A 15,639-nucleotide genomic window follows, 5' to 3' on the forward strand; every position below is an offset into this window, starting at 1 on the left:
AGGTCAGGTAGCTGTCACGCGCGCATTGCGTTACGTTGCGTCGCGCGGACGGACTTCAGGTTTTGTACTTGATCGAACAGCCGTAGGGCCGCGTACTGGCGGCCGATATCGGCTTGCCGCCGAAGGCCTCGCCCAGCGCCTGGTTCACGTAGTTGGTCGCGGTCTTGATGTCGTCCGCCCGCGCCGAAGCGATGCTGTCGATGCCGCCCGCGTACACCAGCGTGCCCTTGGGGTCGATGATGAAGATGTGCGGCGTGGTGCGCGCGCCGTAGACCTGGCCGATCAGGCCGTCTTCGTCCATCAGCACGGCGGTGGGCGCGGCCTTTTGCGACCTCATCCACGCGTCGAGCGCATCGGGCTTCAGGTAGTCGGTGGCGGCGCGCTCGGTGGAGTTGATGGCCAGCCACACCACGCCCTTGTCGGTCGCGGCCTTCTGCGTGGCGGGCATGTTGCCGCTGCCGTAGTGCTTGCGCACGAAGGGGCAGCCGGGGTTGGTCCATTCGAGCACCACGAACTTGCCGGCGAAGTCCGAAAGCTTGTGCTTGGCGCCGCTGGTGTCTACGGCAACGAAATCGGGCGCCTGCTGGCCCACGGCGGGTGCGGCGGCGGCATTGCTGCCCATCAGGAAGGTGGCGCCGAGCGCCACGGCGGCGGCGACTACGGCACGGCGGGAGGCACGGCTCAGGGCGGCGCGGGCATGACGCGCGGCACGACGGGAACGCGAGTCTGTGGATGGCGAAAGAGACATGGCCAGCTTGAACTCCAAAACAAAATTCCAAACAACGAGTGCAGCTTAGAACGGTTTCTTCAAGTGCATGTGACAACCCATGTCACGGCGGTGGTCAAAGCGCGGCGAGCGCGGCGCGGACCTCGTCTTTACCGAGGATTTCGGTCAGCACGACCGGCGGCTTGCCCGGCGCCTGCAGCACGTACACCGGCACGCCGCTGCGGCCCAGCGCGGTGAGCGCCGCGGTGATGGCGGGGTCGCGCCGGGTCCAGTCGGCGCGCAGCATGGCGACCTTCTTGGCGTCGAAGTCGGCCAGCACCTGCGTGTCGGCCAGGGTGCTCTTCTTGTTGTACTGGCAGGTCACGCACCAGGCGGCGGTGAAGTCGATGAACACCGGCTGGCCGGCGCCCGACAGCTCGGCCACGCGCTCGGCGGACCATGGCTGCCAGCGCTGGCTGGCGGTGCCCTGGGCAGATGCCAGTCTGGCCGGCTCCACCACTTGCAACACATTGCGGCCGATGGTGGCGGTGAGCACGGCGGTGAAGCCGATCAGCATCGTCGCGATCACGACCCGCGTGCGTCCGCGCAGCGTGAACGCCCAGACGATGGCGGCCAGGCAGACCAGCAGCGCGAGCAGCGTGCCCGCGCCGTCGATGCCGCTTTGCTGGCCCAGCACCCACACCAGCCACGCCACGGTGGCGAACATCGGGAATGCGAGCAGGCGGCGCAGCGTGTGCATCCACGGGCCGGGCTTGGGCAGCAGGTGCGCGACGGCGGGCACGAAGCCGGCCAGCAGATACGGCAGCGCCAGCCCGAAGCCCAGCGCAACGAACAGCAGCAGCGCCTGGGCGGCCGGCAGGCCGATGGCGAAACCCATCGACGCGCCCATGAACGGCGCGGAGCACGGTGAGGCGATCACCACGGCAAGCACGCCGGAGAGGAAGTCGTTGGCCAGCGGGTGCTTGGCCTGCGCGCTGCACACCGACGAGGGTGCGGCCCGGCCGAACTCGAACACGCCCACGAGGTTGAGCCCGATCAGCGTGAACAGCGCCGCCAGCGCCGCGACCACGCCCGGCGACTGCAGCTGGAAGCCCCAGCCCAGCCCGGCGCCGGCCGCGCGCAGCGCGAGCATGCCGCCGCCCAGCGCGAGGAAGGACAGCATCACGCCGCCCGTGTAGGCCAGCCCGGCCTTGCGGTGCGCGCTGGCGTTGCCCGCCTGCCGCGCGAAGCCCAGCACCTTGATCGCGAGGATCGGGAACACGCAGGGCATGAGGTTGAGCAGCAGGCCACCGAGCAGCGCGCCAAGCAGGGCGGCCATGAAGGTGGTCGAGGAGGGGGCGGGCAGCTCGCCGGCCGGCGTTGCTGCTGCGCCGTGGTTGGCAGCGTTGGCGGTGAGCGCGGCCTGCAGCGCTGGCGACACCTCGGCGCGCGGCGCCGCGCCCGCGGGCCAGGCGCCCGTGACCGGCGCTTCGGCGCGCCAGGCCACCGGCTGTCCGGCTTGCCGGTCGGCCTCGGCCAGCGCCACCACCACCGGCATCACCGTGGGGCTGGCGCTGCGCTGGTCGGCCAACGGCATCGTCGCGGTCCAGGTGCCGCCCTGCCAGGATTGGGTCCAGTCCTTGCCGGAGACGGCCGCGGTGCGGATCACCTCGGGAGTCTCGGGGAAGAAGCCAAGTGTCTTGCCCTGCACTGCGGCCGGCAGGCCTTCGAGCCGCACCTTCAGGTTGTGGCCGTCGACCTCGACGGTGCCGGGTTTGGCCAGCGGCTGGGGCTGGGCTGCCGCGGCGGTGTCGAAATCGGCCTTGTGCAGCGCGGTCGAGCCTTGCAGCGGCAGGGCCAGCGTGAACGTGCCCTCTTCGGGAATGCATTCCTTGCGGCAGACCAGCCAGGAGGCCTTGAGCTGGATGTCCATCGCCGGCGTGCCGCCCAGCGCCACCGGCGGCTTGTAGAGCGTCGACACCTCCAGCGGCACCGGCAGCAGCACGGTGTTCTCGTAGCCGTAGTTGGCGAGGCTGCCGACCGGAATCTTCTTCGGCACCGGCCAGGCGATTTCGCCGGTGGACACGCCGGCCGGCAGGGTCCACGTCATTTCGGTGGGCAGGCCCGAATCGCCGGCGTTCTTCCAGTAGGTGTGCCACTCGGGCTGGTGCGTGATCTGCAGGCCGACCCACACCGGGGCGCCGGGCGTCACGCCGTCGGGGGCGTGGGCGATCAGTTCGGCGCGTACGTGGGGAGTGGTTACAACCGCGCCCGGCTTGGATGGCAGGCTGGTGGTCGATTGCGCCGCAGCCGGCATGCTGGCTGCGGCTGTTGCTATCAGAAGCGTAGCGAAATGGATGCGCGAAAAGATCATGCCGTCAGTCGGAGCATTCAGTGGGGGCGAAGTTCCGGGTGTTTCAGGCGGCCAAATCGGCTGATGAGGCCCAGCCCAGCACCACGCGCCGGCTGTTGGCGCTCTTCTTCTCGATCTTGGTGACCACTACCGCCCCGATTTCCGAAGTGTTTGCAACATGCGTGCCGCCGCAGGGCTGGAAGTCGATCTGCGCGTCGCCTTCGCCCGTTCCGCCGATGCGGATGGTGCGCACCGTGCCCGTGCCGCGAGGCGGCTGCACGCTCATGCTCTTGACCAGCGCGGGGTTGGCGTCGAGTTCTTCGTCGGTGATGGCGCCCACGGTCAGCGGGTGGGCGGCTTCGACCAGCCTGGCGAGGCCGGCGGTCAGCGCTTCCTTGTCCAGCGGGTCGGTCATGTGGAAGTCGAGCCGTGCGTACTCGGGGGTGATGGAGCAGCCGTTCACCGGCTGCGGCACCAGATGGCACAGGAGATGGGTGGCGGTGTGGAAGCGCATGAGCCGGTGGCGGCGCTCCCAGTCGAGGCGGGCGGTGACGGTGTCGCCGGGCTTCAGCGCGGCCAGCAGCTCGGCTTGCTCGGGGGCCGGCACGTGGACGAATTCGTTGGTCGGCAGGCCCTCCGCATCCTTGGCCTTGCGGGTGTCGGCAATGACCAGTTCACGTCCGTCGGCCAGGGCCAGCACGCCGCTGTCTCCAGCCTGCCCGCCGCCCAGCGGGTAGAACACGGTGCGGTCCAGCACGATGCCGGTGTCGTCGATGCGCAGCACGCGGGCTTCGCAGGTACGCAGGTAGGCGTCGGCACGGAACAGGTCGTCGGTCATCCGGCGATGGTAGCGGCGATGCGCAAATGAGGTGCGCCCACGCCAGAAAGCGCCCACGACCGACAACCCCCGGGCCGCCCGGCTGTGGATGATCCGGTGCATGCGGCCCCCGGCCGCGCAAGGACCATGCATGAATGAACCGCAGCAAGCACCCACCCGCACAGTGTTTCCCTGGCAGACGACCGCCCTGGCCCTGGCCGCCGCACTGCTGGTCGCCGGCTGCGGCGAGGCCGCCAAGCTGGCGCCCGAGCTGACCACCGGCCCCCGCCCACAGCTGGCCGAGCCGAACAAGACCCTGATTCCCACCGTCAACGTGGCCACCGCCGTCGGCTGGACCGACACCGCCTCGCCCACCCCGGCCGAAGGCCTGCAGGTGACGGCGCTGGCACGCGGCCTCGACCACCCGCGCTGGGTCTACACCCTGCCCAACGGCGACATCCTCGTGGCCGAGAGCAACAAGCCGCCCAAGCCCGGCGGCGGCGCCACCGATGGCGGCGATGGCCTCATGGCCAAGATCCGCAACTGGGTCATGGGCAAGGTCATGGGCCGCGCCGGCGCCGGCGTGCCCAGCGCCAACCGCATCACCCTGCTGCGCGACGCCAACGGCGACGGCCTGGCCGAAGTCAGGCAGGTGTTCATGACCAACCTGATGTCGCCCTACGGCATGGCGCTGGTCGGCAACGAACTCTTCATCGCCAATGCCGATGCGCTGGTGAAGGTGCCCTACACAGAGGGCCAGACCTCTATCAGCGCCAACCCCACGCTGGTGACGCCGCTGCCCGCCGGCATCAACCATCACTGGACCAAGAACGTGATCGCCAATGCCGACGGCAGCAAGCTCTACGTGACGGTCGGCTCCAACAGCAACATCGGCGAGAACGGACTCGCGGCCGAAGAGGGCCGCGCCGCCATCTGGGAAGTCGACACGAAGACCGGCGAGAAGCGCCTGTTCGCCAGCGGCCTGCGCAACCCCAACGGCATGGGCTGGGACCCGGACACCAAGGCGCTGTGGACCGTGGTGAACGAGCGAGACGAGATCGGCAGCGACCTCGTGCCCGACTACCTCACCTCGGTGAAAGACGGCGCCTTCTACGGCTGGCCCTGGAGCTACTACGGCGGCATCGTCGATGCGCGCGTGACGCCGCAGAACCCCGAGATGGCGGCCAAGGCCATCGCACCCGACTACGCGCTGGGCTCGCACGTCGCGCCGCTGGGCCTGGCGTTCTCGCGCGCGGGCGGCATGCCCGAGCAGTTCGCCAGCGGCGTCTTCATCGGCGAGCACGGTTCGTGGAACCGCAAGCCCAAGTCGGGCTACAAGGTGGTGTTCGTGCCCTTCATCGGCGGCAAGCCCAGCGGACCGCCGGTCGACGTGCTGACCGGCTTCCTGACGGCCGACGAGAAGGCGCAGGGCCGGCCGGTGGGCGTGGCGCTGGACAAGGGCGGCGCGCTGATCGTGGCGGACGACGTGGGCAACGCCGTATGGCGTGTGTCGAAGGCGAGGTAACGCTTCTTCAGCGCTGGATTCGGTAGAGGCGGTGCCGGCGCAGCGGATGCCCCTCGGGCACCAGCGGGTGATCGAATGCACCGGCCACGTCTTCCTTCATTCCGATGCGTTCCATAACCGCTGCCGATCGGGTGTTGTTCCAGGCGGTGAATGCCACGATCTCAGCGAGCCCAAGCTTTTCGAAGCCGACCTGCAGCGCACCGCGCGCCGCCTCGCTCGCAAACCCCTGGCCCCACCACTTGCGAGCGAAGCGCCAGCCGATCTCGACGCATGGCGAAAACGGCAGGTCGGCCAGCGGCGAGTTCAGCCCGGTAAAGCCCATGAACTCGCCGGACGCCTTGTGCTCCACGGCCCAGAAGCCCCAGCCGTTCTCGGCAATGCGCGTCCTGATGCGCTCGACCATCGCATCGCTGTCGGCCCGCGTGGCCAGCGGCAGCAGAAATTCCATCACCTGCGGGTCGCAGGCAAGCGCAAAAAATGGCGCGAGATCGCTCTCGCGCCACTGGCGCATCCGCAGGCGTTCGGTTTCGAATTCGATGATGAGGCGAGGACGGGCAGCGTTATCGGTCATGCGACCGATTGTGCTGACTCAGAACCCCGCCAGCACCACCTTGCCCTGCGCCTTGCCGCTCTCGACCAGCGCATGGGCACGCTGAAGGTTCGCGGCGTTGATGGTGCCGAAGCTCGCGTTCGCTGTCGTGCGGATTCGGCCCGCGTCGACCAGCGCCGCCACTTCCGCCAGCAGCGCGCCCTGCTCGGCGATGTCCGGCGTCTCGAAGCGAGAGCGCGCGAACATCATTTCCCAGTGCAGCGAGATGCACTTGGTCTTCAGCGGCATCGCGTCGAGCACCTTCATGTCGTCGATCACCGCCAGCTGGCCCTGGGGCTTGAGGCTTTCGATGATCTGCGCGTAGTGCTGCTCGGTCTGCGTGAGGCTGGCGACCATGTCGACTTCGCCGATGCCGGCCGCCTTGAGCTCGGCCGCGAGCGGCTTCGAATGGTCGATGACCACGTGTGCGCCCAATTCCAGGCACCATGCGCGCGTTTCGGCACGCGAGGCGGTGGCCACGATGCGCAGCTTGGTGAGCTGGCGCGCCAGCTGGATGAGGATGGAGCCCACTCCGCCCGCGCCACCGGTAATCAGAAGCGTCTGGCCTTCGCCGCCGCCAGCACTACCGTTTTTGGGCACCTGCAGGCGGTCGAACAGCAGCTCGTACGCGGTGATGGTGGTCAGCGGCAGCGCGGCGGCCTGTGCGTCGTCCAGGCTCTTCGGTGCGATGGCGGCGATGCGCTCGTCCACCGCGTGCAGCTCGGCATTCGCGCCCGGCCGGATGATCGAGCCCGCGTAGTACACGCGGTCGCCCACCTTGAAGTTCTTCACGCCGCTGCCGATGGCCTCGACCGTGCCGACGGCGTCCCAGCCCAGCACCTTGGCTTGGCCGGCCTCGGGCGCGGCGTTCTTGCGGACCTTGGTGTCCACCGGGTTGACCGACACCGCCTTCACGCGCACCAGCAGGTCGCGGGGGCCCGCCACGGGGGCGGGCAGCTCGATGTCCTGCAGCGATTCGGGGTTGTCGATGGAGAGGGGCTGGTAATAGCCGACGGCTTTCATGACGGGAACCTTTCAGTAACGATGCCTCGAATGTAGGATCGCAAGACTGGTTTGATAAGGTGGCTCAAACCAGCAACACTTTCAAATGAAGATTGAAAATCTCTCCGACCTGCAGGTGCTGGTGCACACGGCGCGCGGCGGCACGCTCACGGCGGCGGCGCATGCGCTGGGCATCACGCCCGCGGCCGCCAGCGCCACGCTCAAGAGGCTGGAGGCCCAGCTCGGCGCGCGCCTGTTCGAGCGCTCCACCCGCGCCATGCGCCTCACGCCGCAGGGCCAGACGCTGCTCGATTACGCGGTGCGTGCGTTCGAGCTGCTGGACGAGGGCGAATCGCTGGTCACGGCCGACCGCGGCGAGCTGGTCGGCACGCTGCGCGTGGCCTCGCCGTCTGATCTCACGCGCAGCACGCTGCTGCCGTGGTTCGACGAATTCCTGGCGCTGCACCCCGGCGTGCAGTTGTCGCTTTCGGTGGGCGACCGCCCGCTGGACGTGATGCGAGACGAGGTCGACGTGGCGCTGCGCTACGGCGCGCTGGCCGATTCGCGGCTGGTGGCGCGGCCCTTCGCCCTGACCAACCCGGTGCTCACCGCCTCGCCCGATTACCTGCGCCGCCATTCCGCGCCGAAGGTGCCGCAAGACCTTGTGCACCACAACTGCCTGACCTTCAACCGCTCGGGGCGGCGGCATCGCGTGTGGCGGTTTGCGCAGAACGGGCAGTGGACCGAGGTGCGGGTGAATGGCAACCGCAGCGTGGACGATGCCTCGCTGGCGCGTGAATGGGCTGTGGCGGGGTATGGCGTGACGCTCAAGTCGGCGCTAGATGTGCGGAACGACATTCGCGAAGGCCGTCTGGTGCGGCTGCTGCCTGATTGGGAGACCGAGCCTTATCCGCTGCACGCGTTGCTGCCGAGTGGGCGCTTTGTGCCTGCGCGGGTAAGGGCGTTTGTTGATTTTCTTGGGTTGAAGTTTGAGGGGTTGTTGGCGCTGGGGTGAGGTTTTTTCCCGAGGCCGGGACTCGCCCCGGCGGGCGACCTACTTTTCTTTGCTTCGCCAAAGAAAAGTAGGCAAAAGAAAGGCGACCCCACTGTCTGCGACCCCTTCGCTGCGCTACGGGGCAACCTGCGGTGCTCGCGTTTCGCGGGGTCTCGCCCAAACTCGCTTCGCTCAGACAAGGGCGAGCCCTGATCCGCGAAACGCTGCGCTCCTCGGCGCAGCCAGAGGGGAGAGGGAGACGGGCGGGCCTTTGCTTCGCTCGGCCTCAGATCATGGGGGTGACGGCGCCGTCCATTGCCACGATGGCGCCGGTCACGTAGCTCGCCTTTGGCGATGCCAGGAATACGACCGTGTTGGCGATCTCTTCGGGCGTTGCGATACGGCCCAGCGGCAAGCGGGCCTTGGCGCGCTGCAGTGCTTCGTCGGTGCCGATGCCTTGCAGTTTCGCGTCGGCCTTCATGCCTTCCTGCAGCCGCTCGGTCAGCGTGAGTCCGGGGTTCACCGCGTTCACACGCACGCCCTTGGCGGCGTAGGCAGCGGCCATGCCGGCGCTCACCAGCATCAGCGCCGCATTGGCCGCGCCGCCGGCCATGTGCACGGGGCTCGCGACTTTGCCGCCCTGGCCGATCACGTTGACGATGGCGCCGCGGCCGCGTTGGCCCATGCGCTTCACGACCGGGTCGATCATGTGGATGTAGGTGAAGTACTTCGCGTCCATCGCGTCGTGCCACGAGGCGGCCGTCAGATCGTCGGGCGGGGTGCGGCGCGCGGCGCCGGCCGAGTTGACTAGCACGTCGACCGCACCGAAGGCTTTCTCTGCCGCATCGAGCGCGGCCACTGCGCTGGCCGGGTCCTTGAGGTCGGCCGCATGCACGGAGACTCGGCCTTCGGCCTGCGCGAAGGTCTCGATCAGCGTCTTGCGGCCCTGCTCCAGGTTGGCGATGTCGCGTGACACGAGGCTCACGCGCGCGCCTTCGCGCAAAAAGCCCAGTGCGCAGGCCAGGCCGATGCCCTTGCTGCCGCCGGTGATGAGTACGTGCTGGTCCTGGAGCTGGAGGTCCATGAAAGAGTCCTTGCCGTGATGAGTGGTGTGAATCGGCGATTGAAGCATCGCCGCGAAACCCCTGCACGGACGCGGCTGTGCCCCTCAGCGCCGCGCGGCCGCGCGCTGCAGCGGTTCGGGCTCCAGCGCGCCCGGCGCGGTGTCGGTGGCGTCGCGCAGGTGGCCGTTGTTGTCGTGGTGCACCAGCAGCTGGCGCGTGCGCTGCCAGGCCGACAGCCGCGCGGGCGGCACCTCGATGTACGAAGCCAGCGCGAACAGCGACGACTGCTCCTGCTCCGGCGGGGCCTCGCGCCGGTGCTGGCGGCGGCGCCACGGCGCCATCGCCAGCATCGAAACCAGGATCACGCCGATCACCACCGCATACAGGCCCAGCAGGTGCAGCACCTCGGGTTGCGAGCGCGCGCCCAGCACATAGGGCCACGCATACCAGACCGCGCAGAACCAGATGGCGATGGTGATGGCCGGGCGTAGCACGCGCAGCCACAGGTACATGGCCAGCGTGCGCTGCGGCGAGCGGCCGCTGCCGAACGCGCGCAGCGAGATGCGCGCGGCGTCGATGATCGGTTCGTCCACGGCGGGCTGCCCCCAGGAGCGCTGGCGGCTCGGCGGCGGTTTGTCGTCGTGCGGGCGGCTGTGGGCATGGGTCTCAAGGTGCATCGGAAACTCCTCGGTCAGGGCTCGTCCACACCGCGCGCTTGCCGCGGCGGCGTATCAGAGCGTTGGGAAGGGCGACGACGGTGCTCGCCATCGTGATGGTCCAGAAGGCGATCGGATACCAGATCGTTCCGGCGAAATAGCGCATCAGGTCGCGGTCGTAGCGGCGGTCGATCCACAGGCTCAGCAGCATCTGCAGGATGCAGGTCATGGCCAGCAGCGTGCCCTGCCAGTGCGGCAGCAATGCCGAGTGCCAGGACGAGTCGGCCGGCAGGAACGGCCGCACCAGGCTGACGAGCAGCACCCCGGCCATCGCATAGGCCCAGACCACGCTCGTCATGTACTCGAAGTAGATGAGCCACATGCGCCAGTGGCGCGGCCGCAGGATCTTCGAGGTGTAGCGCAGCATGGTCTGGATGCCGCCGACGGCCCAGCGCAGGCGCTGCTTCCAGAGACCGCGCAAGGTCTCGGGCATCAAGATCCAGCACAGCGCGCGCGGCTCGAAGCGCAGCTGCCAGCCGCCGAGCTGGAGCTTCCAGCTCATGTCGATGTCCTCGGTGAGCACGTCGGGGCTCCAGAAGCCCACTTCCAGCACGGCGCGGCGGCGGAACATCGCAATCACGCCCGACACCGTGAACAGCGTGCCCACCAGCTGCTGCGATCGCTTGATGAGCCCGATGATCGAAGAGAACTCGCCCACCTGCATGCGCCCCAGCAGCGTGGTGCGGGTGCGGATGCGCGGGTTGCCCGTGACCGCGCCAATGCGCTCCGACGCCAGCATCGGCTGCAGCATCCACGCAATGGCGTCCTCGTCGATCAGCGCGTCGCCGTCGATGCCCAGGATGTATTCGCCGCGCGCGAGCTGGCAGGCGGTGTTGAGCCCGACGGCCTTGCCCTGGTTGCTTGCGTTGTGGATCACCCGCAGGCGGCCGTACTCCTTCGTCATCTCGTCGAGCAGCTCGCCGGTGCCGTCGGTGCTGCCGTCGTTCACGGCGATGACCTCGTAGTGCGGGTAGCGCGTGCGCATCAGCTGCTCGATCACCTCGCGCAGGTGCGGCGCTTCGTTGAAGCATGGCACCACCACCGTGACCAGCGGGTGCGAGGGCAGCAGGGTGAGCGGGTTCACGTCGACGTCGCGCTTGCGCTCGAACACCCACGCATGCGAGAGGCCGCCCGCCATCCACACATAGGCCATGAAGAACGGGTAGTAGAAGACGAAGCCGAACAGCAGCGTGGGCAGCGTCTGCGCGAGGAACTGTGTGGTGGTCATGGCGACCGTTCTCCTGGCGTGGCTTGCGCGCGCAATGCACGCGGCAGCAGCGTGCGCACCGAGATCGCGCGGCGCACGGTCTCCAGCGATGGCTGGTTATCGAGGAAGTCGTCGGGGTAGTAGCCCAGGTGGCGCACGCCGGCGCGCTGCAGCAGCGTCCACTGGCGCGCGAGCTCCGCGTCGGGCACGGGCTTGCCGGTGCGCCAGTCGCGCGCCTGCAGCTCGAACACCGTGCCGTCGAGGCCACGCGGCGTGTCAGCCACGCGACGCGCGAGCCGGCCCAGCCACGCGTCCGCATCGGTCTCGCGCTCCATCCGCGGCATCGCCATCAACGCGACGTAGTCGTAGGCGGCGAGCGAGGCTTCGTAGTTCTGCGCGAACCACTGCTCGGCCTGGGGCTCCAGCACCGGGCGCGCGTAGAGGTTGCGCGCAGTTTCCAGCGCGGGCCGCCAGGCTCCCACGCGCGCGGCGAGCTCCTGCGTGAACGCGATCAGGTAGCGGGTCTTGGCGGTGGTCCAGCGCGCCATCAGCTCGGGGTTCGCGCGGATCGCGGCCACGTCGGCCGGCAGGCCCCATTGCGCATAGGTGGCCAGCGCGGCGGGGCTCGCGTCCTCGTCGTCCGACAGGGTCGCGTCGTCGTGGAACAGCAGGCCTTCGAAGAAGGCGTGGCTGCCAAGGTCTTCGTAGATGTCGCCGACCAGCGCGCGCACCGCGGGGTCGAAGGGTGTGAGCCGGTGGTAGCGGTCGGCCGGCATCGCGCCGCCTTGCGCCGCCACCGTGTGCGTGGCGAGCGGGTTCGAGGCCGGCAGCCGGAAGGCCGTTACCGGCATCCACGCGTAGACCTTCACGCCGGTGCGGCTGCGCAGTTGCCACGCAGCGCGGCCGAACAGGTCGGCGCGCACCGGCAGGTGGCGGTTGGGAAAGTACAGCGCGTCGGCCACGCCGTCGCCGTCGGGGTCGGCGTACGCCTGCAGGAACACCGAGCGCGGGCGCACGGCGGCCACGCGGTCGATCAGTGCCGAGAGGTTGCGCTCCTGCTGGGCCGGGTCGGGGTCGTACACGTAGTCGAGGTCGACGTGCATCACGCGGTTGACGGGCCGCACCTCGCCGCCCACGGGGCTGCGCAGCAGCTGCGCGTATTCGGGCGCCTCGTTGTCGTAGGCAGCGAGCGCACGGCGGATGCGCGAGAGCGGCACGGCGGGCGTGTTCGAGCCGTCGTCCAGCGTGAAGGTGATGGGCATGCCCGCGCGCGCGGAGGCTTTCAGCGCCGCGTCGTTGTAGGCGCCGTAGGGCCACACCATGGCGCGCACCTTCGCGCCGGTGCGTTTCTCGATGAGCTCGCGGCTGCGGCGCAGGTCGGTCTCGATGCGCCGGGTGTAGGCGGCGTCGTCCTCGTAGCGGCCGGTCTTCGGGTCGTAGCGGTGCGTGGCCGCGGTCGGCAGCATGTTGCCCTGCGGGTTGGCGAGGATGCCGGTGTGCATTGCGTCGGTATGACTCGCGAACTCGACGAGGCCCGAACGCGCCATCTCGGCGGCTTCGCTCCACAGCAGGAAGTCTTCGCGCGGCGCGGGCTTGTCGCCCCAGTGCACCTGCTGGCCTTGGGGCACTTCGAGCCAGCTGGTCACCAGCGCCATCAGCGCGGGGTAGTTATAGCGCTTGAGCAGCGGAAACACCTTGGTGTAGGCGCTGCGGTAGCCGTCGTCGAAGGTCAGCAGCACGGGCCTGGGCGGCAGCGGCTTGCCGCCGGCGCGCGCGTCGACGATCTGCTGCAGGCTCACCGGGTGGTAGCCGCTGTATTGCAGCCAGGCGAACACTTCGGCGAAGGTGCGCTCGTCCACGGCAGTCTCGTCGGGCGAGGTCTCGAAGCTCGCACGCACGTTGGTGCGCACGTCGTGGAAGGAGATCACGCGAAAGCTCAGGCCGTCGTCGGGGTCGGCGCTCGGCAGCGGCTGTGCGAGGGCCGGCAGGCAGAGCGCCAGCAGCAGCCATGGCAGGGCCGCGCGCAGGAAGGTGAAAGGGTTCTTCGTCGTTCTTCGCATCACGGCAGGGGCGTCGAGAGGTTCAGGAAGACGCCGCGCTGTCGTTCGCGCACGCCGTCGTAGGGATGGCTGGAAATGCTCAGGCCGTAGCGCAGCGCGAGCCTGGGGCCGAGGTTCCAGCGGTGCTCGTAGCGCAGGGTCCACATCGGGCCGCTGCCGAAGCCGGCCTGCCGGTAGCTGCCACCGCCGAGCTCCACGGCCTGGAAGAACTGGCGGTCGTCGCTCTTCCAGTTGAGCCATTGCGCGCGCACGCTGAGTTGCACGCTGCTGTCGCTCGAGGAGTTGAAGTAGGGCGCGGTGTCGATGGCGCGGCCGCGGCTCGCGTCGGCGCCAAGCTTCGTTTCGAGCTGGAAGCCCGGCGTGCTGACCCAGCGCTCGCTCCAGCCGATGTCGAAGCCGTTGCGCAGGTTGCCGTCGCTGAAGTCCAGCTGCTGCCACTTCAGGTCGAAGCGGCGCGACTCGTTCACCACATAGCCCACGCTCGCGCCGGCCTCGCGCGCGCCGATGCCGGCCACGCGCGCCTTCCACGGCAGCTCCTTGCTGTCGCCGTCATAGGTGGCCGACAGCCGCCACGCGTCGCCTGCGCGGTAGTCGAGCCGGCCGGCCACGCTGTTGCGGTAGGGGCCGCTGTTGGCGTGCTGCAGCGCGCCTTCGGCCAACCAGCGGCCGCGCTGCCAGCCCAGGCCGAGGCCGCCGCGCGCCCAGTTGGCGTTGCCGATGTCGGTGACGCCGCGGCCCAGCGACTGGTCGTAGAACACGCGCCACTGGTCGTCGATGAGGCCGGAGCTGAGCCGGCTGTCGATGCGCCACTCGCGGCTGGAGATGGCCGCGCCGCCGGAGGAGGCTTCGGCGTCCACGTCGAGCCGCGGGCCGACCTGGGCGCGGCGCTTGCGCTCCATGTCGCGCACCTGCACCGAGTCCGGCAGGTCGGCCGCGAGCGATTCGGCGCGCCGGCGGGCTTCGGCGAATTCGCCGGCATCGAGCAGGGCCTCGACATGGCCGGTGCGCGCGCTGATGTCGTAGGGCGAGTCGGCTGCCAGCGCCTCGAAGCGCGCGAGCGCGGCTTCGGGGTGTTCGCGCAGGCGCTCGGTGAGGGCCGCGCCGTAGGCATAGCCCGGGTTGAGCGGCGCTTCGCGCGTCAGCACCGAGAAGCTTTGCTGCGCCAGCGCCGGCCGGTCGGTGTAGAGCTGCGTCAGGCCGCGCAGGCCGCTCACGTCGGTGTACTCGCCGTTGGGGCGGCCGGCTTCGGGCGTGAGGCGCAGCAGGGCCGGCGTGCCGTGCTCCAGCCGCTGCAGCAGCGCCTCGGCGTCCTCGAAGCGGCCTGTGTCCTGGTAGGCGTAGAGCAATCCGAAGTAGAGCGGGTCGGGCGTCTGCAGCTCGGCGCCGCCGCGTGCCACGGCCGCCTCGTAGACCGGCACGGCCTCGGCCGAGCGGCGCTCCTGCGCGAGGGCGCGTGCCGCGGCCCCGAGGCCGTAGAAGGGCAGCTCCATGCCAGTGGCGCGCGCCGTGTCGTAGAGCGCGATGGCGTCGGCCGGGCGGCCGCTTTCGACCAGCGCCAGCAGGCGGTCGGACAGCAGGCGCACGCGCACGGTGCGCCATGCATCGGCGTCGCTGGCGTCCGCCTTCAGGGCCGCGGCATCGGCCCGTGCCATCGCGGCCTCCTGGTCGGCGAGCACGCGGTCGAGCGCGACGAGGCGCTCCGCGCCCAGTCGCTGGTCGCGCGCCTGGATCGCCCAGCGCAGCCGCTGCGCCAGCGCCTCCTGCTGCAGGGGCGAGAGCGCCAGCGGCGAGAAGCTGCCCGGCGCGGCACGCTCCGCCGCCTCTGCGTCTTCGAAGGCGCTCGATGCGGCGCCGGCGCTGGCGAGCAGGAAGTCGGCCTCGCGGCGGATGTCGCGGCGTTCGGGCCGCAGCGCGCCGGCCTCGGTGTAGGCAGCGAGCGCCTGCAGCGGGTCTTTCGCCGCGCGCGCCAGGGCGGCGCGCAGCTCCAGCAGCGCGACGCGGTCTTCGATCTGCGTGGGCGCCGGCTGCGACAGCGCGCGGTACAGCGCCTGCGCGCCCGCGACGTCGCCGCTGTCGATGCGCCACCAGGCTTCGTGCAGGCGCGGCTCGCGCGCTCCGGGTTGCCGGGCGCGCCAGACGGCCACGGCCTCGCCCTGCAGGGCGAGCTCATGGGTGCGCCGCGCGGCCAGCGCGAGCGGGCCCAGGGCATAGTCGTTCAGCTTCGACGGTGCGAGCTGGCGGCCCAGCGCCACGGCTTCGGCGAACTGGCCGTCGCCCGCGGCGATCACGATGGCATCGGAAGCCACACGCTGGCGGGCCTCGTCGCCGATGGGCGCCGCAAGCCAGGCCTTCAATTGCTGGAGCGCCTGGGTCGCGGTAACGCGGCCTTCGCGCCGCGCGACGATCAGCGCATCGTGCTGCCGGACGTCGTAGGTCGTGGCGGCGATAGCGGCAGACGGCTGCGCGAGCACTGCGGGCGTGACGAGGGCCAGTGCGCAGGCTGCTAGAGGTGGAAATCCTTGTGATGTATGTGCAAGGCGATGAGACAACGAGCAGGCGAGCGCAGCTTTGCGCCCGGCCATGACCGTGCCTCCAGCTTTTTTCTG

General features: G+C 69.7%; 12 protein-coding genes. 2 read left to right on the plus strand and 10 right to left on the minus strand.

Features of this window, described 5'->3' with window-relative positions:
* Nucleotides 1-55 precede the first annotated feature (55 nt).
* The 3 genes from BLV60_RS21075 to BLV60_RS21085 all read right to left on the minus strand — a co-directional run bounded on the left by BLV60_RS21075 (nt 56) and on the right by BLV60_RS21085 (nt 3,897).
* Nucleotides 56-748, minus strand: coding sequence for a thioredoxin family protein (locus BLV60_RS21075; protein WP_176928854.1), 693 nt, complete (start codon nt 746-748; stop codon nt 56-58).
* 94 nt (nt 749-842) lie between these two features.
* A complete protein-coding gene (locus BLV60_RS21080) occupies nt 843-3,080 on the minus strand; it encodes a protein-disulfide reductase DsbD family protein (RefSeq protein WP_176928855.1) in 2,238 nt (745 codons plus the stop codon).
* Between the two features lie 43 nt (nt 3,081-3,123).
* A complete protein-coding gene (locus BLV60_RS21085) occupies nt 3,124-3,897 on the minus strand; it encodes an alanyl-tRNA editing protein (protein WP_093057227.1) in 774 nt (257 codons plus the stop codon).
* Between the two features lie 130 nt (nt 3,898-4,027).
* Here BLV60_RS21085 and BLV60_RS21090 point away from each other — a divergent pair, with 130 nt between their 5' ends.
* Complete coding sequence (locus BLV60_RS21090) at nt 4,028-5,401, plus strand: PQQ-dependent sugar dehydrogenase (protein ID WP_093057228.1); 1,374 nt, start codon at nt 4,028-4,030, stop codon at nt 5,399-5,401.
* Between the two features lie 7 nt (nt 5,402-5,408).
* Here BLV60_RS21090 and BLV60_RS21095 read toward each other — a convergent pair whose 3' ends face one another.
* Both BLV60_RS21095 and BLV60_RS21100 read right to left on the minus strand, forming a co-directional pair.
* Complete coding sequence (locus BLV60_RS21095) at nt 5,409-5,972, minus strand: GNAT family N-acetyltransferase (RefSeq protein WP_093057229.1); 564 nt, start codon at nt 5,970-5,972, stop codon at nt 5,409-5,411.
* 18 nt (nt 5,973-5,990) lie between these two features.
* A complete protein-coding gene (locus BLV60_RS21100; protein WP_093057230.1) occupies nt 5,991-7,013 on the minus strand; it encodes a zinc-binding alcohol dehydrogenase family protein in 1,023 nt (340 codons plus the stop codon).
* An 85-nt stretch (nt 7,014-7,098) separates the two neighbouring features.
* Here BLV60_RS21100 and BLV60_RS21105 point away from each other — a divergent pair, with 85 nt between their 5' ends.
* Nucleotides 7,099-8,007: a LysR family transcriptional regulator gene (locus BLV60_RS21105; RefSeq protein ID WP_093057231.1), complete on the plus strand. Its 909-nt coding sequence runs from the start codon at nt 7,099-7,101 to the stop codon at nt 8,005-8,007.
* A 265-nt stretch (nt 8,008-8,272) separates the two neighbouring features.
* Here BLV60_RS21105 and BLV60_RS21115 read toward each other — a convergent pair whose 3' ends face one another.
* From BLV60_RS21115 to pgaA, 5 genes are all read right to left on the minus strand, one after another.
* Nucleotides 8,273-9,070, minus strand: coding sequence for an SDR family oxidoreductase (locus BLV60_RS21115; RefSeq protein WP_093057232.1), 798 nt, complete (start codon nt 9,068-9,070; stop codon nt 8,273-8,275).
* An 84-nt stretch (nt 9,071-9,154) separates the two neighbouring features.
* Nucleotides 9,155-9,727: a poly-beta-1,6-N-acetyl-D-glucosamine biosynthesis protein PgaD gene (pgaD, locus tag BLV60_RS21120; protein ID WP_093057233.1), complete on the minus strand. Its 573-nt coding sequence runs from the start codon at nt 9,725-9,727 to the stop codon at nt 9,155-9,157.
* Nucleotides 9,717-10,994: a poly-beta-1,6-N-acetyl-D-glucosamine synthase gene (pgaC, locus tag BLV60_RS21125; protein ID WP_093057234.1), complete on the minus strand. Its 1,278-nt coding sequence runs from the start codon at nt 10,992-10,994 to the stop codon at nt 9,717-9,719. The genes pgaD and pgaC overlap by 11 nt, the downstream gene beginning before the upstream one ends.
* Nucleotides 10,991-13,033 carry a poly-beta-1,6-N-acetyl-D-glucosamine N-deacetylase PgaB gene (gene pgaB, locus BLV60_RS21130; RefSeq protein ID WP_093057235.1) on the minus strand — a complete coding sequence of 681 codons (2,043 nt, stop codon included), beginning with the start codon at nt 13,031-13,033 and terminating at the stop codon, nt 10,991-10,993. The genes pgaC and pgaB overlap by 4 nt, the downstream gene beginning before the upstream one ends.
* A complete protein-coding gene (pgaA, locus tag BLV60_RS21135; protein ID WP_093057236.1) occupies nt 13,033-15,615 on the minus strand; it encodes a poly-beta-1,6 N-acetyl-D-glucosamine export porin PgaA in 2,583 nt (860 codons plus the stop codon). The genes pgaB and pgaA overlap by 1 nt, the downstream gene beginning before the upstream one ends.
* Between the last annotated feature and the right edge of the window lie 24 nt (nt 15,616-15,639).

It is taken from the genome of Variovorax sp. YR634 (assembly GCF_900106655.1).
Taxonomy (GTDB): Bacteria; Pseudomonadota; Gammaproteobacteria; order Burkholderiales; family Burkholderiaceae_C; genus Variovorax.